The organism is Pectobacterium actinidiae (genome assembly GCF_000803315.1).
GTDB lineage: Bacteria > Pseudomonadota > Gammaproteobacteria > Enterobacterales > Enterobacteriaceae > Pectobacterium > Pectobacterium actinidiae.
Genome location: NZ_JRMH01000001.1, coordinates 2,613,791 through 2,628,129, shown reverse-complemented (window position 1 = coordinate 2,628,129; position 14,339 = coordinate 2,613,791). Strand labels below are relative to the sequence as shown.

Genomic DNA, 14,339 nt, shown 5'->3' with positions numbered 1-14,339 from the left:
AGTTTTACGCAAAGTGAGCACACGATTATGTTGAAAAAAAACTATCAGCTTACGCAGCCGGATCGCCTGTATGGCCTTTGCGGCAGGCTTATCCCCTGGATTGCCTTGATCAGTGCCACGTTGCTGATCGGCGGTTGTCTACTGGGATTTGGGTTTGCGCCTGCGGATTATCAGCAAGGGCAAGGGTATCGCATCATGTACCTGCATGTCCCAGCAGCCGTGTGGTCGATGGGCGTCTATGCCGTGATGGCGATGTTTGCGCTTGTTGGGTTGATTCGGCAGTCAAAAACGGTAGAACTTGCCGTGGCGGCGATGGCACCGGTCGGCGCGGTGTTTACCTTTATTGCGCTGACGACGGGTGCCACCTGGGGGAAACCGATGTGGGGAACCTGGTGGGTGTGGGATGCGCGTCTGACGTCGGAACTCGTTCTGCTGTTTCTGTACGTGGGCATCATCACGCTCTACAACGCCTTTGACGATCGCCGCCTTGCCGGTCGTGCGGCGGCCATTCTGGTGCTGGTTGGCGTGGTGAATTTACCCATCATCCATTTCTCGGTCGAGTGGTGGAATACCTTGCATCAGGGATCGACAAAAATGCAGAAAACGATCGATCCCGCCATGCGTCTCCCACTGCGAATCATGATGTTAGGATTTATGAGCTTGTTCGTGACGTTGTCACTCATGCGCTTGCGTAACCTGATACTGGTGCAGCAGCGCCGCGCGCCCTGGGTGGCTGCGCTTCTTAATAAAGGAGGAATAGCACGATGAACATCGCTTTCACGAGTTGGCAAGATTTCTTTGCGATGGGCGGCTATGCCTTTTACGTCTGGCTGGCTGTGGCGCTGACGCTGTTACCGCTGAGCGCATTGGTCGGTCATACCCTCTTGAGTCGCCGCGCATTGCTCAGTGATATCCGCCGCCAGCAGGCGCGCGAGCAGCGTAAGAATACGGCCCGCCAGTCGGAAACGATGGAGGTGGTGCAATGAGTACACCGCGTAAAACCCGCCTCTATGCCATCGTGGCCGTGGTCTGCGGTGCGGTAGTGACGATAGCGCTGACGCTCTATGCGTTGAGCTCAAATATCGATCTCTTTTATACGCCCAGTGAAATTCTTTACGGCAAGAACGAAACGCAGGAAAAACCGGCGATTGGGCAGCGTTTGCGCGTCGGTGGCATGGTGATGCCGGGCAGCGTGCGCCGTGACAGTCAAAGTCTGGAAGTCCGTTTCACTGTTTATGATGCGCAGGGTTCAGTCGAGGTGACCTACAACGGGATGCTGCCGGATCTGTTCCGCGAGGGGCAAGGCGTGGTAGCGCAGGGCATTCTGGATAGCGACGATCATATTGCGGCGAAAGAAGTGCTTGCCCGACATGATGAAAACTATACGCCGCCGGAAATCAAAGCGGCGATGGAAGGACAGCACGGTCATGCACCGGCGGCAGCGACAGAGGGCAAACGATTATGATGCCTGAGGTAGGCAATTATCTGCTCTGTCTGGCGCTGGGCGTTGCGCTGTTGCTCAGTGTATATCCGCTATGGGGCGCGTCGCGTCAGGATACCCGCCTAATGGCGCTGGCGCGTCCTCTCGCCTGGGCACTGTTTGCATGTATTTTGGCTTCCTTCCTGGTGTTGGTGCATGCGCTGGTGGTTAACGATTTCACCGTCCTCTATGTAGCCAACAACTCGAACCGTGCGCTGCCCGTTTGGTATCGCGTGGCGGCAGCGTGGGGTGCACATGAAGGATCGCTACTGCTCTGGGTACTGTTGATGAGCGGCTGGACCTTCGCCGTGGCGGTATTCAGCCGGGGGATGTCGCTGGATGCGGTCGCCCGCGTGCTGGCCGTGATGGGGATGATTAATGTCGGCTTCTTGCTGTTCATCATCCTGACCTCGAATCCCTTTACGCGCACGCTGCCGGACTATCCGATTGACGGGCGCGATCTCAATCCGCTGTTGCAGGATGTCGGGTTAATTTTCCACCCACCGCTGCTTTATATGGGCTATGTCGGGTTCTCCGTGGCGTTTGCGTTTGCGGTCGCCTCGCTGCTGGCTGAACGGCTGGACAGCGCATGGGCTCGCTGGTCCCGACCGTGGACGCAGGCGGCCTGGTCGTTCCTGACGCTGGGTATCGTACTCGGTTCGGGCTGGGCGTATTACGAGCTCGGCTGGGGCGGCTGGTGGTTCTGGGATCCGGTGGAGAATGCGTCATTGATGCCGTGGCTGGTGGGCACGGCGCTGTTGCATTCGCTGTCGGTTACCGAAAAACGCGGCAGTTTCAAAGCCTGGACGGTGTTGTTGGCCATCGGCGCGTTTTCGCTCTGCCTGCTGGGGACGTTTCTGGTGCGTTCTGGTGTACTGGTATCGGTGCACGCATTTGCCTCCGATCCGGCGCGCGGCATGTTTATTCTCGCGTTTCTGGTCATTGTCATCGGCGGTTCTTTGCTGCTGTTTGCCATCAAAGGCAACCGGGTACGGGCGCGGGTAACGAACTCGCTCTGGTCGCGTGAGACTTTTCTGCTTGGCAACAACCTGATCCTGATGGCGGCCACGCTTGTGGTATTGCTGGGAACGCTGCTGCCGCTGGTGCATAAGCAACTGGGCTTGGGCAGCATTTCGATTGGCGCACCGTTCTTCAATACGATGTTTACCCTGTTAATGGCGCCTTTTGCCTTACTGCTGGGCGTCGGACCGTTAGTTCGCTGGCGGCGTGACGAACCGCAAAAGCTGCGTAAACTGCTGCTGATAGCGGTGGCCGTGACGGCGGCGCTGTCGCTGCTGCTGCCGTGGCTGTTACAGGATTCCCTTGTTGCCATGACGGTGGTTGGCCTGTCGATGGCGCTGTGGGTGTTCTTCTTAACGGTGTACGAGCTGCATACCAGTTCCACCCGTCGTCATGGTTTGCTGCGCGGTTTGACCACACTCTCACGCAGCCAATGGGGCATGGTGTGCGGTCATATTGGGCTGGCGGTGACGGTGGTAGGTATCGCCTTCAGCCAGAATTATAGCGTTGAGCGGGATGTACGGATGCGGGCGGGTGACAGTATTCAGATCCACGATTACCGTTTTACGTTTCAAGGCGTGCGTGATGTCGTGGGGCCGAACTGGCAAAGCGCGAAAGGGACGATTGAGGTGACGCACAACGGCAAGCCGGAAGCGATCTTGAAGGCGGAAAAACGCTTCTACAACACCAGTGGCGCGATCATGACGGAAGCCGCCATTGATGCGGGGGTGACGCGCGATCTCTATGCAGCCTTGGGGGAAAAGCTGGATGACGGCAGTTGGGCGGTGCGGCTGTATTACAAACCGTTTATCCGCTGGATTTGGTACGGCGGAGGGCTGATGGCGCTAGGGGGCATTCTGTGCATGTTTGACCCGCGCTATCGCCTGCGTCGCGCGGTTCGGGGGGCATCGTCATGAGCCGTAAGATCTTGTTAATTCCGCTCGTCCTGTTTTTACTGCTGGCCGTTGCCTTGCTGTGGCAACTGGTACGTAATAGCGACGGCGACGATCCCATGCGGCTGGAGTCAGCCCTGATTGGCAAACCGATTCCCGCGTTTCGTCTTGAATCTTTGGATCAGCCGGGAAAAATTTATAACCAATCTGAGCTGAGTGATGGCAAGCCGCTGCTGCTGAACGTGTGGGCGACCTGGTGCCCGACGTGCCGCGCGGAGCACCAGTTTCTCAACACGCTGGCGGCGCAGGGAATCCGCGTCGTGGGCATGAATTATAAAGATGAACGCCCCAAAGCGGTCGAATGGCTGAAGACGCTGGGCAACCCCTATGCGATGAGCTTATTTGATGGCGACGGTATGTTGGGTCTGGATTTGGGCGTGTATGGCGCGCCGGAAACGTTCCTGATCGACGGGAAAGGCATCATTCGCTATCGCCACGCGGGCGATCTCAACATGCAGGTGTGGCAAGAAACGCTGCAACCGTTGTGGGACAAATACAGTAAGGAGGGCGGCGCATGAGAGCGATCGGCTTCCTTAGCGCACTGCTGCTGTCGTTCAGCGTACTGGCATCCTCCGAGGTATTGCGTTTTGACAATGATACGCAAGAGCAACAGTTTCGTGAGTTGACCATGCAACTGCGCTGCCCGAAATGCCAGAACAACAGCATCGCCGATTCCAATTCGATGATTGCTTCGGATATGCGGCAGAAAGTGTATGAACTGATGCAGCAGGGACAAACGAAAGAGCAGGTTGTCGATTATATGGTGGATCGTTACGGCTATTTTGTGACGTATGAACCGCCGATCACACCTTTTACGGTTCTGCTGTGGCTCCTGCCTGCGCTGTTTCTGGCTGTGGGATCATGGGTGATTATTCGGCGTACCCGCCGCACCAGAAGTGCCAAAGAACCGATGAGCGAACAGGATAAGAAGCGCTTGCAGACGCTGTTGGAACGTGAGGGGAAATCGGAATGATGTTACTGACAACCATCATTGTTTTATCGCTGATTACGCTTTCCGCGCTGCTGCTTGCGCCGTGGTCGTCACGGGGCGAATACGATCGCGATGCGATCAATCAGGCGCTGTATCACGATCGTCTGCGTGAACTTACTGCGGATGTCGTCAATGAGCAGGAACGTGCCCAACTGGTTGAGGAACTCCAGCATACGCTATTGCAGGACATTCCCGGCGGTGCGAAGGCACAGCAGCGTCCGCTGAACGGTTGGGTTTTGCTGCCGGGCGTGCTGTTGCTGGTCATCGTCAGCCTCGGCGTATTTTGGCAGACTTCGGCGGTGAATCGCGTGCAGGAATTGCAGCTGGTTGTGGCGTTAACGCCGGACCTGATGAAGCGAGCGCTGGATCCTGATGCGGAGCCGCTGACCATTGAAGAGGTCGCGCGTCTCGGTCTGGGGTTGCGTAGCCAGTTGGAAACGCAGCCAGACAACCCACAAGACTGGTGGATGCTGGGGCGTATTGCCGGTTTGCTGAATAACTACGACATGTCCGTGCAGGCATTTGCCAAAGCATTCCAGCTCGATCCGAAAAATACGGATCTGGCGCTGGATTATGCCGATCTGTTATCGCGCTCTACCAACCCGCGTGATAGCCAACGCGGTGGAGACATGCTGCGTGAACTACTAAATTCCGGCTCGACCAATGTGCGCGTGCTGAGCCTGCTGGCTTTCAATGCTTATGAAGCCCAGCGCTATCAGGACGCGATTGATGCCTGGGAAATGATGCTGAAACTGCTACCGCAAAACGACACGCGCCGTGCGGTCATCGAGCGCAGCGTGGCACAGGCCAAAGCGTCATTATCGGTGCAGGCGGTTACTGGCAAATAAGTGTTTTAATCTTTCATCATAAATAGCAAAAGGGCGGTATGTTGCCCTTTTGTTGTTTCTTTTTTTCCGTTGTAGTGAAGATTTCCTGCGTAAAAAATCGCGTAGAGGTATACATGACCGCCGGATGAGCGGCATGGATGCCGCGAAAGCCTGCGCCGCGTATGGAACGCGTCGCAGGCGGTTCGAACAGCGGGCGTGAATACCGAAGGCACCGCGAAGCGGCGCGATTTACCGCAAAAAGCCAGGGGTCGCGGGGCGACGGCAATTGAGCCGCCCCGCGTCGGGCGCGTGCGACGCGAGTTGCAGAAAGTCACGCGGCTTACTGCGCACGAAACCCTCACGGTATTCACAACGTCTTCGTTACTCCCGCTCGACGGGCTTTGTCAGAAACGATAGGACGGCAGACGCCGTCCCGTTACTTCGAGGTGTGGCTTATAACCCGCTCTTGACGCCGTGCATGTCCGGCAGTTTGTGGGCGATGCCTTTGTGGCAATCGATACAGGTTTGACCGAGTTTTATCGCTTCGTTGTGTTTTTCCGCCGCGACCGTTTTTTGCCCTGAGAAATCCATATAGTCAACGTTGTGGCAGTTGCGGCATTCCTGAGAATTATTGTTTTTCATGCGCCGCCATTCGTTCTGCGCCATCGTCAGCCGGTGCGCTTCAAATTTTTGTGGCGTATCGATGGTGCCCATGATTTTGCCGTACAGCTCTTTACTGGCCTGAATCTTACGCACCATCTTCGGCACAAATTCATGCGGAACGTGGCAATCCGGGCAGGTGGCGCGCACGCCGCTGCGGTTGCTGTAGTGCGCGGTTTCCATATATTCCTGATACACGGTATTGCGCATTTCATGACAGCTGATACAGAACGCCTCGCTGTTGCTCATTTCCATGCCTTTCTGGGATGTTGCCAGAAAGAAAATACCGCCCGCGAAGCCGATAATGAGCAACGTTCCCAGCGCTAGCCGACTCGGGCGGCGCCACCATTGCCACAGTTGGCGCAACAACCGTCCTACTTTTCCTGGTTGTTTCATAGCAAACCTCACTGACCAAAGCCTTTAGAAGGGGTGAACGTGTTACCGGTAATCGGCGAACTGTCCGCTTGCGGTACGTGGCATTGCAGGCAGAAATGGCGTGCAGGTGCAACATTGCTCAGCACTTTGCCGTCTCTGTCGACAAAATGGGTTGGGCTGACGCGGGGCGCGCTGGTGGAACGATAGCTCTCCACGCCGTGACATTGTAAACAGCGGTTAAAGGTTGGCGTGACCTGATAGCCATCCACGCTATGCGGGATCATCGGTGGTTGGTTGACATAGTTGAGCGCCATACGCTCCTGCTGCTTCGGCATCCGGCTATTTCCCGGCTGTGTCGCGGCGACTTCCGGCGATTGGCTTAAATCGACCTGTGCAGTGGCTAGCGCACTACCTATTAGTGTACTGCCCATTATTGTCAGGGCAGTGATCCAGCGACACCATCCCATTCTCAGGCTTTTCATGACTTTGCTCCCGATTTCCATCTAAGGGTTATTTTAAAAACGTCTTCAGCGCAGACATCAATGCAGCGTCCGCAGGTTATGCAGTCTCGGTCAGTGATCTGTACCGGACTGTGTTTATCGAGCAAGGGTGCGCGCAGTACCTGTGGCTCTGGACAGACATGAAAGCAGTCCATGCAGCGCGTACAGCGTTCACGCTCAGCGGCATCCACAACCAGTGCGCCTTTGCTGCCAAGCGCGCCATACAACGCGCCCGTTGGACAAAGGTGCCCGCACCAGCCGTGTTCCACGACCAACAAATCAAACAAAAACAGCGCCAGCAGCAGCCAGATACCTGCACCAAATCCGAAAATTAGCCCGCGACCCGCCAGTGAGACAGGGTTGACCCATTCCCACAGCAGCCCACCCGTCAGTGCACTCCCTGCCAGAATAAGTATCAGCAGCAGATAGCGCAGATTGCGGGGGATCGTCGCTGAGGCGGTAATGCCGAAACGACGCCGTAGCCAGGCGGCTAAATCGGTGAGCGGATTCACAGGGCAGACCCAGCTACAGAACAGGCGCTTGCCTGACAACGCATAGCTCAGCGCGATAATCAGCGCACCGACCAGCGCGAGGGTTGCGGGTAGGTGACCACTGGCGAGACTTTGCAGCACCATCAGCGGATCGCTAAGCGGTACGGTGTCGAGCAAGCGGCTGGCGCTGTAATTGCCGTGCAGGATCCAGAAGCCTAACAGCGGACCGCTGAGGAACATGAGCAGCACCAGAGACTGTGTCAGCCGACGCAATACCAGCCAGCGGTGGCTGCGCCACCAGCCTTTTTTCGCCTGGGCTTCTCGTCCGGCATCTTGCTTACGATTTGCCATCGCGTGCCTCCAGCCAACTGAAACGGTAGTGATATCCGAGTTCGCCTTTTGCCAGCGCGCGTGGTAAGACCTTGATCGCCGGCTGTTCCAACACGCAGGCCTTTTCACACTTGCCGCAGCCGGTACAGACATCGCTATGCACCGTAGGCAGAAAACGGGCATGTTTTCCGGTTCGGGCATTGCGCTCTGGCTCCAGCGTGATGGCGCTGTCGATGAGGGGACAGACGCGATAACACACATCGCAGCGTAGCCCCTGATAGTTCAGGCAGTTTTCCTGATCGAGCAGTACCGCTAATCCCATACGGGCGTCGTCAATCGTTTCCAACGGCTGTAATGCCCCACTGGGGCAAGCGACCACGCAGGGAATGTCCTCACACATCTCGCATGGGATATCGCGTGCGACAAAGTAAGGGCTACCGGCTGCGGAGCCGGAGACCAGTGTTGCCAGCTTCAGTGTGTCGTACGGACAGGCCTGAACACATTGGCCACAGCGTATGCAGGCACCGGAAAACGCCGCCTCAGACAGCGCACCCGGTGGCCGCAGCCGGAGTTCGTCTGCCTGAGCGCGTCGCTGCTGAATGCCGAGAACCGTCACCGCGGCGGATAAACCCGCAACGGCGCGGACGGCGTCACGCAGAAAGCGACGGCGAGCGGGTGATGAATTCTCCGGGCGTGCCATGCGCGTTACACCTTAGCCAGCTTGACGGCACATTTTTTAAAGTCTGTCTCTTTCGACAGTGGATCGGTGGCATCCAGCGTCAGGACGTTGGTCATCTGCGCGGCGTCAAAGAACGGCATATACACCAGTCCACGCGGTGGTTTATTACGACCGCGCGTCTCAACCACGGAGACGACTTCACCACGGCGTGAGATGATGCGCACTTTCTCACCGCGACGGAGATCGCGTGCTTTGGCATCCTGCGGGTGCATAAACAGCACGGCTTCGGGGAAGGCGCGATGCAGTTCCGGTACGCGACGCGTCATACTGCCGGTGTGCCAGTGCTCCAATACGCGACCGGTAGAGAGCCAAAGATCGTATTCGTCGTCCGGCGCTTCTGCGGCAGGTTCGTATGGCAGCGCAAAAATCACCGCCTTGCCATCCGGTTTGCCGTAGAAACGGTAGGCTTCTCCCGCTTTCACGTAAGGATCGTGCCCTTCGCTGTAGCGCCACTGCGTTTCTTTACCGTCAACGACCGGCCAGCGCAGCCCGCGAACCTTGTGGTAGGTGTCGAACGGTGCCAGGTCATGACCGTGCCCACGGCCAAATGCGGCGTATTCTTCAAACAGGCCTTTTTGCAGGTAAAAACCGAAGTCGCGCGATTCATCGTTCAACTGGTTTTCCGCTAACTCACTGAGCGGGAAACGCGTAGTGACATCATTGGCAAACAGCACGTCGTAGAGTGTCTTACCGCGATAGGCCGGTTTTTGCGCCAGGAGTGCTTCCGGCCATACATCCTCCACGGCGAAGCGCTTGGCAAAGCTCACAACCTGCCACAGATCCGATTTTGACTCACCCGGTGCCTTAACCTGCTGACGCCAGAACTGTGTCCGGCGCTCGGCATTGCCGTAGGCACCTTCTTTTTCCACCCACATTGCGGTCGGCAAAATCAGGTCGGCGGCCAGCGCGCTGACGGTCGGGTAGGGATCGGAAACGACGATGAAGTTACGTGGATCGCGCCAGCCCGGCATACGTTCCTGATTAATGTTCGGGCCAGCCTGCATATTGTTGTTGCACATCACCCAATAGGCGTTCAGCGTGCCGTCCTTCAGCGCCCGATCCTGTGCGACGGCGTGCAAGCCGATCTTTTCAGGAATCGTGCCTGCGGGTAACTGCCACAGCTTTTCCGCCATCGCGCGGTGTTTTTCGTTGGTCACCACCATGTCCGCAGGCAAACGGTGGGCGAAGGTGCCGACTTCACGCGCGGTGCCGCAGGCAGACGGTTGCCCGGTTAACGAGAACGGTCCGCAGCCCGGCTGCGAGATCTTGCCCGTCAGCAGGTGGATGTTATAAACCAGATTGTTCGCCCAGACGCCGCGTGTGTGCTGGTTAAAGCCCATCGTCCAGTAAGAGATCACTTTTTTCTTCGGATCGGCATAGAGTTTTGCCAGCGCTTCCAACTGATCGGCGGGAACGCCGCTGAGCGCGACCGTTTTTTCCAGCGTGTAGTCGGCGACAAAGGTTTTGTACTCTTCAAAACTCATCGGCTCAGACGCATCGGAGCCGGGATTTTTCGCCGCTTTTTCCAACGGATGCGTCGGACGCAGCCCGTAGCCAATATCGGTCATGCCTCGACGCAAATTCACGTGGCGGGTAAAGAATGCTTCGTTCACCGCGTTGTTTTGAATAATGTAGTTAGCGATGTAGTTGAGAATGGCCAGATCGGTTTGCGGCGTAAACACCATGCCGTTATCCGCCAGCTCAAAGCTGCGGTGCTGGTAGGTGGACAGCACGGCGACGGTGACATTGCTGTTCGACAGGCGGCGGTCGGTGATGCGCGACCAGAGAATCGGGTGCATCTCCGCCATGTTAGAGCCCCACAGCACAAATGCATCGGTCTGCTCAATATCGTCGTAGCAGCCCATCGGTTCATCCATACCGAAGGTACGCATAAAGCCGACAACCGCCGATGCCATACAGTGACGCGCGTTGGGGTCAATATTGTTGGAGCGGAAGCCCGCTTTGAACAGTTTGGCGGCAGCATAGCCTTCCCAAATGGTGGATTGCCCAGAGCCAAACATGCCTATCGCGTTCGGGCCTTTCTCCTTCAGGGCGGTTTTGAATTTCTCCGCCATGATGTCAAATGCCTGATCCCAGGAGATCGGAGTAAATTCGCCTTCTTTATCAAATTTGCCGTCACGCATACGCAGCAAAGGCTGGGTCAGGCGATCCTGTCCGTACATGATTTTTGGCAGGAAATAGCCTTTGATGCAGTTTAACCCGCGGTTAACCGGCGCTTCGGGATCGCCCTGGCTGGCGACGATGCGGCCGTTTTGCGTCCCTACCAACACACCGCACCCTACGCCACAGAAGCGGCATGGGGCTTTATCCCAGTGGATAGCCTCTGACTGTTCGGTCACGGCACGAACCGCGGTGGGTATGGTGATGCCTGCGACCGCGGCTGCCGCTGCGACAGCGTTCGCCTTCATAAAGTGTCGTCGACTGAGTTTCATAGTATTTCCTCACCCTGAGCTTGTTGATCAAGAGGTTGTTCATCGAAAGCAAAAGATTGTTCATCAAAAGACGGCTCATCGAGCTGGTGATAAACCAGCGAAACCGCCAGTACGCCGGTAAGCTCGCGTATTGATGCTATTTGTTTTAACAACGTGTCTTCTGAATCTGACTCCAGCACCACGACCATTTTTCCGGTATCGCTATCGCTGGCACCCACTTCCAGATTGGGTTGCGTCGCTAACGCCTCGCCAACGGCAGCCATCTGCGCCGTGTTGACGTGAACCACTACACTGCAAACATGCCAGACTGTGCTCATCGGTTTTCCTGTTGCGTCGGCAGACGCGCTGGCGCGGTGTGATATCCCGCTGTGATTTTTTTCATCGATATGGCGCCGACAGGGCAGCCGGAAATGCAGGCGCCGCAGGTGGTACAGGCGTCGTCGTCGATGGACGGTGTAGCAACGCGCCCGATGGTGGGGCGGAATCGTATCGCGCCTGTTTCACATGCATCCTGACAGCTGCGGCATTCCACCTGATGCAGCGATAAACAGGCACTTTGGATCGTCAGGTGGTATTCCCACGGCGAGGTGTGACTCTCCGCGAACAGCGCCTGTGGACACGCACGTGCGCAGTCGTAGCAGAACGTGCATTCGCCGCGCTGAAAATCGATGGTGGGAAAACCGCCTGAACCACGCTGGATAATCCCCGTTCCGCAGGCCTCAACGCAGACGTTGCAGCGTGTGCACTGGCTCAGGAAATGGCTTTCTGCACCGCTCCACGGCGGACGCAACGCGTTGTCTGCCCGCTGTAGGCCACCAGTCAGTAAGGAACGCCGGGAAAGGTTAGTCATGGCAGTTTGTCGCTCTGGCACGCAGTGAAATATCCAATAGAAAACACGCTGTTTTTGTAGGGGTTACACTATTCCTCTTAGGCTGTATGCGATAATCACCCTTTAGAGGTAAATGGTGGTGCCGGATCAAGCTTATGTGGGATTCACGCCTTATCGGCTTGCCTGAGCGAGTGGGGATCGTGATAGTACGCTGAAATGCCGATCTACTTATTTAGAGTAGGTATGACGCCAAAGAGGATTATTCGTTGTGATGGTCAAACGTCCTGTTTCTACCAGCCTGGCTCGTGCGTTTTTTTATATCGCGCTGCTTTCATTCCTGACGACGGGCATTGCGCTATTGACGTTAGCTAGCGGTTTACGCGATGCGGAAGCGATCAACGTTGCCGGATCGATGCGTATGCAAAGCTATCGCATGGGGTATGACCTACAGGGCGATCGTGCCGCGTTAGAACCGCATCGCCGCCTCTATGCGCAAACGCTGGACTCCCCGGTTTTTCACCTGTTGGATCGCTGGTATGTACCGCGTGATGTGCGCGATCGTTATGCGGCGCTGTTGCAGAGCTGGAAAACGATGGATGAGCGCCTGAGTGCGGGGGATCGGGTCTGGTATCAGGACAATATTGTTCGCTATGTCACCCAGATCGACCTCTTTGTGCTGGCGTTGCAGCATTATTCCGAGCGCAAGATGATGATAGTTGTTGCAACATCAATAATTGGCTCGATCACTATCTATATACTGATCTTCTTTACGCTGCGCCGCATTCGTCGTCAGGTGGTCGTGCCGTTGAATAAGCTGATGGCGGCCTGTGCATCCATCGAGAAAGGGCGTTTTACCCCTTCGCAACTGGACGTCAATCTGCCTAACGAATTGGGGCTACTGGCGCAAACCTTCAGTAGCATGACGGACGAATTACAAAAACTGTATCGTTCTCTGGAAGATAAGGTTCGACAGAAAACGCTGCGTTTGCAGGAAGTGAACCGCATGCTGAAGGTGCTGTACAACTGTTCTCAGGCCATGAACGTCAGCACGATCGACAGGCATTGCTTTCAGCAGATTCTGCAAATTGTTCGCCGCTATGAAACGGTCGGCTGTCTGGAAATGCGGGTAGGGGAGAATTGGCGGTTGTGTGAAGGTCAACCGGATGAGCGGATTGTATGGCAGACATTGCCGATCCGTTTGCAAGAGGTCGAGTTTGGACAGCTGCGGTGGCAGGCATCAGCGCAGCAGCCATCCGCGCAACTGATGGAGAGCGTTGCTAATATGCTGGGTCGCGGGCTCTATTTTAATCAGGCACAAAAGCACTATCAGCAACTGTTGCTGATGGAAGAGCGCGCCACCATCGCGCGTGAACTGCATGACTCATTGGCTCAGGTGCTGTCTTACCTGAATATCCAGATGGCGTTATTAAAGCGTGCGGTAGCGGAAGAAAATGCGCAGGCTCGGCAGATCATCACAGATTTTGAACAGGCGTTAAGCGATGCTTACCGTCAACTGAGGGAGCTGCTGGGAACCTTCCGGCTGACGCTGCAACAGGCCGATTTGCCGGCGGCGATGCAGGAGATGATTGAGCCGCTAAGAGCGCAGACGCCAGCGACGATTGATATTGATTGCCGTATTCCTACGCAGGCGTTGGATGCATCGCAGCAGGTTCACTTGCTGCAAATCATTCGTGAAGCGGTGTTGAACGCCATTAAACATGCGCAGGCGACGACGATAACCGTTAACTGCCGTACGCAGCCTGATGGACGTTACTGTGTTGATATTCGCGATGACGGCTGTGGCATTATCAATCAGGAGGAACCCGCAGGACATTATGGCTTAAATATTATGCAGGAGCGCGCCGAACGGTTAGGAGGACAGCTATCTATTGGCCTCCACCCAGAAGGAGGAACGCAGGTTAGCGTCTGTTTTTCGACGCCGACGCCCGCGCGTGAACGTGACAACACGAACGATTTCTATCCAGAATAATTCATAAATAAAACAATAATAAGATTCATATCACATTGGGGCTGGGCATGTCAGAAAAACCATCTTATCGCGTGCTGATCGTTGACGATCATCCGCTTATGCGCCGGGGAATCCGTCAGTTACTGGCAACTGACGCGATCTTTGACGTGATTGGGGAAGCCAGTAATGGCATGGAGGCGTTAAGCCTCGCGAATCGGGATTCTCCTGATATCATCCTGCTCGATCTCAACATGAAAGGATTGAGCGGACTGGATACGCTTCACGCGCTGCGGCGTGATGGGATCTGCGCTCGCGTTATTGTGCTGACGGTTTCTGATGCACCCAGCGATATTTATGCGCTGATGGACGCGGGTGCCGATGGCTATTTGCTTAAAGACAGCGCGCCGGAACACTTATTAGATGCCATTCGTAACGATGATGCCTTCAGTGAACAGGTGCGCGAGGTCTTGCGCCACCGTATTGCCATAAAGGATACGCCGTCGCCTTTTACCGTATTGACGGAGCGCGAACTGGATGTACTTCAGGAAGTGGCCTCTGGGTTATCCAACAAGCAAATTGCTGGCGTGCTGTATATCTCAGAAGAGACGGTAAAAGTGCATATCCGCAACATGTTGCGCAAGCTAAACGTACGCTCCCGCGTCGCCGCCACGGTGCTATATCTGGAGACGCGCGGCCAGTAGGGCCGCTGATGCGTGAAATAG

Annotated in this window: 16 protein-coding genes; 9 read left to right on the top strand and 7 right to left on the bottom strand. The window is 56.0% G+C overall.

What is annotated here, in order from left to right:
* Window positions 1-27 precede the first annotated feature (27 nt).
* The 7 genes from KKH3_RS11165 to ccmI are packed head-to-tail and all read left to right on the top strand — an operon-like array spanning window position 28 to window position 5,292.
* Complete coding sequence (locus KKH3_RS11165; RefSeq protein ID WP_039362363.1) at window positions 28-768, top strand: heme ABC transporter permease; 741 nt, start codon at window positions 28-30, stop codon at window positions 766-768.
* The gene (gene ccmD / locus KKH3_RS11160) at window positions 765-986 is read left to right on the top strand and encodes a heme exporter protein CcmD (protein ID WP_039359443.1); all 222 of its coding nucleotides are present in this window, start codon (window positions 765-767) and stop codon (window positions 984-986) included. The genes KKH3_RS11165 and ccmD overlap by 4 nt, the downstream gene beginning before the upstream one ends.
* Window positions 983-1,465 carry a cytochrome c maturation protein CcmE gene (gene ccmE / locus KKH3_RS11155; RefSeq protein ID WP_039359440.1) on the top strand — a complete coding sequence of 161 codons (483 nt, stop codon included), beginning with the start codon at window positions 983-985 and terminating at the stop codon, window positions 1,463-1,465. The genes ccmD and ccmE overlap by 4 nt, the downstream gene beginning before the upstream one ends.
* On the top strand, window positions 1,462-3,417 hold the full coding sequence (locus KKH3_RS11150; protein WP_039359437.1) for a heme lyase CcmF/NrfE family subunit: 1,956 nt from the start codon (window positions 1,462-1,464) through the stop codon (window positions 3,415-3,417). The genes ccmE and KKH3_RS11150 overlap by 4 nt, the downstream gene beginning before the upstream one ends.
* Complete coding sequence (locus KKH3_RS11145; protein WP_039359435.1) at window positions 3,414-3,971, top strand: DsbE family thiol:disulfide interchange protein; 558 nt, start codon at window positions 3,414-3,416, stop codon at window positions 3,969-3,971. Before KKH3_RS11150 ends, KKH3_RS11145 begins: the two co-directional genes overlap by 4 nt.
* Entirely contained in the window at window positions 3,968-4,426 is a 459-nt protein-coding gene (locus KKH3_RS11140; RefSeq protein WP_039359432.1) for a cytochrome c-type biogenesis protein, read from the top strand. Before KKH3_RS11145 ends, KKH3_RS11140 begins: the two co-directional genes overlap by 4 nt.
* Complete coding sequence (ccmI, locus tag KKH3_RS11135) at window positions 4,423-5,292, top strand: c-type cytochrome biogenesis protein CcmI (RefSeq protein WP_039359429.1); 870 nt, start codon at window positions 4,423-4,425, stop codon at window positions 5,290-5,292. Before KKH3_RS11140 ends, ccmI begins: the two co-directional genes overlap by 4 nt.
* Window positions 5,293-5,724: 432 nt before the next feature.
* Here the strand turns inward: ccmI and napC are convergent, their stop codons facing one another.
* The 7 genes from napC to napF are packed head-to-tail and all read right to left on the bottom strand — an operon-like array spanning window position 5,725 to window position 11,669.
* Window positions 5,725-6,327 carry a cytochrome c-type protein NapC gene (gene napC, locus KKH3_RS11130; RefSeq protein WP_039359426.1) on the bottom strand — a complete coding sequence of 201 codons (603 nt, stop codon included), beginning with the start codon at window positions 6,325-6,327 and terminating at the stop codon, window positions 5,725-5,727.
* Between the two features lie 8 nt (window positions 6,328-6,335).
* Window positions 6,336-6,788 carry a nitrate reductase cytochrome c-type subunit gene (napB, locus tag KKH3_RS11125; RefSeq protein ID WP_039359423.1) on the bottom strand — a complete coding sequence of 151 codons (453 nt, stop codon included), beginning with the start codon at window positions 6,786-6,788 and terminating at the stop codon, window positions 6,336-6,338.
* Window positions 6,785-7,648, bottom strand: a complete 864-nt coding sequence (gene napH / locus KKH3_RS11120) for a quinol dehydrogenase ferredoxin subunit NapH (protein WP_039359421.1) — start codon at window positions 7,646-7,648, stop codon at window positions 6,785-6,787. Before napH ends, napB begins: the two co-directional genes overlap by 4 nt.
* Window positions 7,635-8,327, bottom strand: a complete 693-nt coding sequence (gene napG, locus KKH3_RS11115) for a ferredoxin-type protein NapG (RefSeq protein WP_039359418.1) — start codon at window positions 8,325-8,327, stop codon at window positions 7,635-7,637. Before napG ends, napH begins: the two co-directional genes overlap by 14 nt.
* Before the next feature lie 5 nt (window positions 8,328-8,332).
* Entirely contained in the window at window positions 8,333-10,819 is a 2,487-nt protein-coding gene (napA, locus tag KKH3_RS11110; RefSeq protein WP_039359414.1) for a nitrate reductase catalytic subunit NapA, read from the bottom strand.
* Window positions 10,816-11,136, bottom strand: coding sequence for a chaperone NapD (gene napD, locus KKH3_RS11105; RefSeq protein WP_039359411.1), 321 nt, complete (start codon window positions 11,134-11,136; stop codon window positions 10,816-10,818). The genes napA and napD overlap by 4 nt, the downstream gene beginning before the upstream one ends.
* A complete protein-coding gene (gene napF, locus KKH3_RS11100; RefSeq protein ID WP_039359407.1) occupies window positions 11,133-11,669 on the bottom strand; it encodes a ferredoxin-type protein NapF in 537 nt (178 codons plus the stop codon). Before napF ends, napD begins: the two co-directional genes overlap by 4 nt.
* 250 nt (window positions 11,670-11,919) lie before the next feature.
* On the opposite strand from napF, the gene narQ reads away from it, so the two are divergent.
* Both narQ and narP read left to right on the top strand, forming a co-directional pair.
* Complete coding sequence (gene narQ / locus KKH3_RS11095) at window positions 11,920-13,638, top strand: nitrate/nitrite two-component system sensor histidine kinase NarQ (protein ID WP_039359404.1); 1,719 nt, start codon at window positions 11,920-11,922, stop codon at window positions 13,636-13,638.
* A 47-nt stretch (window positions 13,639-13,685) separates the two neighbouring features.
* Entirely contained in the window at window positions 13,686-14,318 is a 633-nt protein-coding gene (gene narP, locus KKH3_RS11090; protein WP_039359401.1) for a nitrate/nitrite response regulator protein NarP, read from the top strand.
* Window positions 14,319-14,339: the final 21 nt, after the last annotated feature.

Coding starts and splice junctions, on each gene's coding strand:
- KKH3_RS11165 (WP_039362363.1), top strand. CDS start 28: ATGTTGAAAAAAAACTATCAGCTTACGCAGCCGGATCGCCTGTATGGC.
- ccmD (WP_039359443.1), top strand. CDS start 765: ATGAACATCGCTTTCACGAGTTGGCAAGATTTCTTTGCGATGGGCGGC.
- ccmE (WP_039359440.1), top strand. CDS start 983: ATGAGTACACCGCGTAAAACCCGCCTCTATGCCATCGTGGCCGTGGTC.
- KKH3_RS11150 (WP_039359437.1), top strand. CDS start 1,462: ATGATGCCTGAGGTAGGCAATTATCTGCTCTGTCTGGCGCTGGGCGTT.
- KKH3_RS11145 (WP_039359435.1), top strand. CDS start 3,414: ATGAGCCGTAAGATCTTGTTAATTCCGCTCGTCCTGTTTTTACTGCTG.
- KKH3_RS11140 (WP_039359432.1), top strand. CDS start 3,968: ATGAGAGCGATCGGCTTCCTTAGCGCACTGCTGCTGTCGTTCAGCGTA.
- ccmI (WP_039359429.1), top strand. CDS start 4,423: ATGATGTTACTGACAACCATCATTGTTTTATCGCTGATTACGCTTTCC.
- napC (WP_039359426.1), bottom strand. CDS start 6,327: ATGAAACAACCAGGAAAAGTAGGACGGTTGTTGCGCCAACTGTGGCAA.
- napB (WP_039359423.1), bottom strand. CDS start 6,788: ATGAAAAGCCTGAGAATGGGATGGTGTCGCTGGATCACTGCCCTGACA.
- napH (WP_039359421.1), bottom strand. CDS start 7,648: ATGGCAAATCGTAAGCAAGATGCCGGACGAGAAGCCCAGGCGAAAAAA.
- napG (WP_039359418.1), bottom strand. CDS start 8,327: ATGGCACGCCCGGAGAATTCATCACCCGCTCGCCGTCGCTTTCTGCGT.
- napA (WP_039359414.1), bottom strand. CDS start 10,819: ATGAAACTCAGTCGACGACACTTTATGAAGGCGAACGCTGTCGCAGCG.
- napD (WP_039359411.1), bottom strand. CDS start 11,136: ATGAGCACAGTCTGGCATGTTTGCAGTGTAGTGGTTCACGTCAACACG.
- napF (WP_039359407.1), bottom strand. CDS start 11,669: ATGACTAACCTTTCCCGGCGTTCCTTACTGACTGGTGGCCTACAGCGG.
- narQ (WP_039359404.1), top strand. CDS start 11,920: ATGGTCAAACGTCCTGTTTCTACCAGCCTGGCTCGTGCGTTTTTTTAT.
- narP (WP_039359401.1), top strand. CDS start 13,686: ATGTCAGAAAAACCATCTTATCGCGTGCTGATCGTTGACGATCATCCG.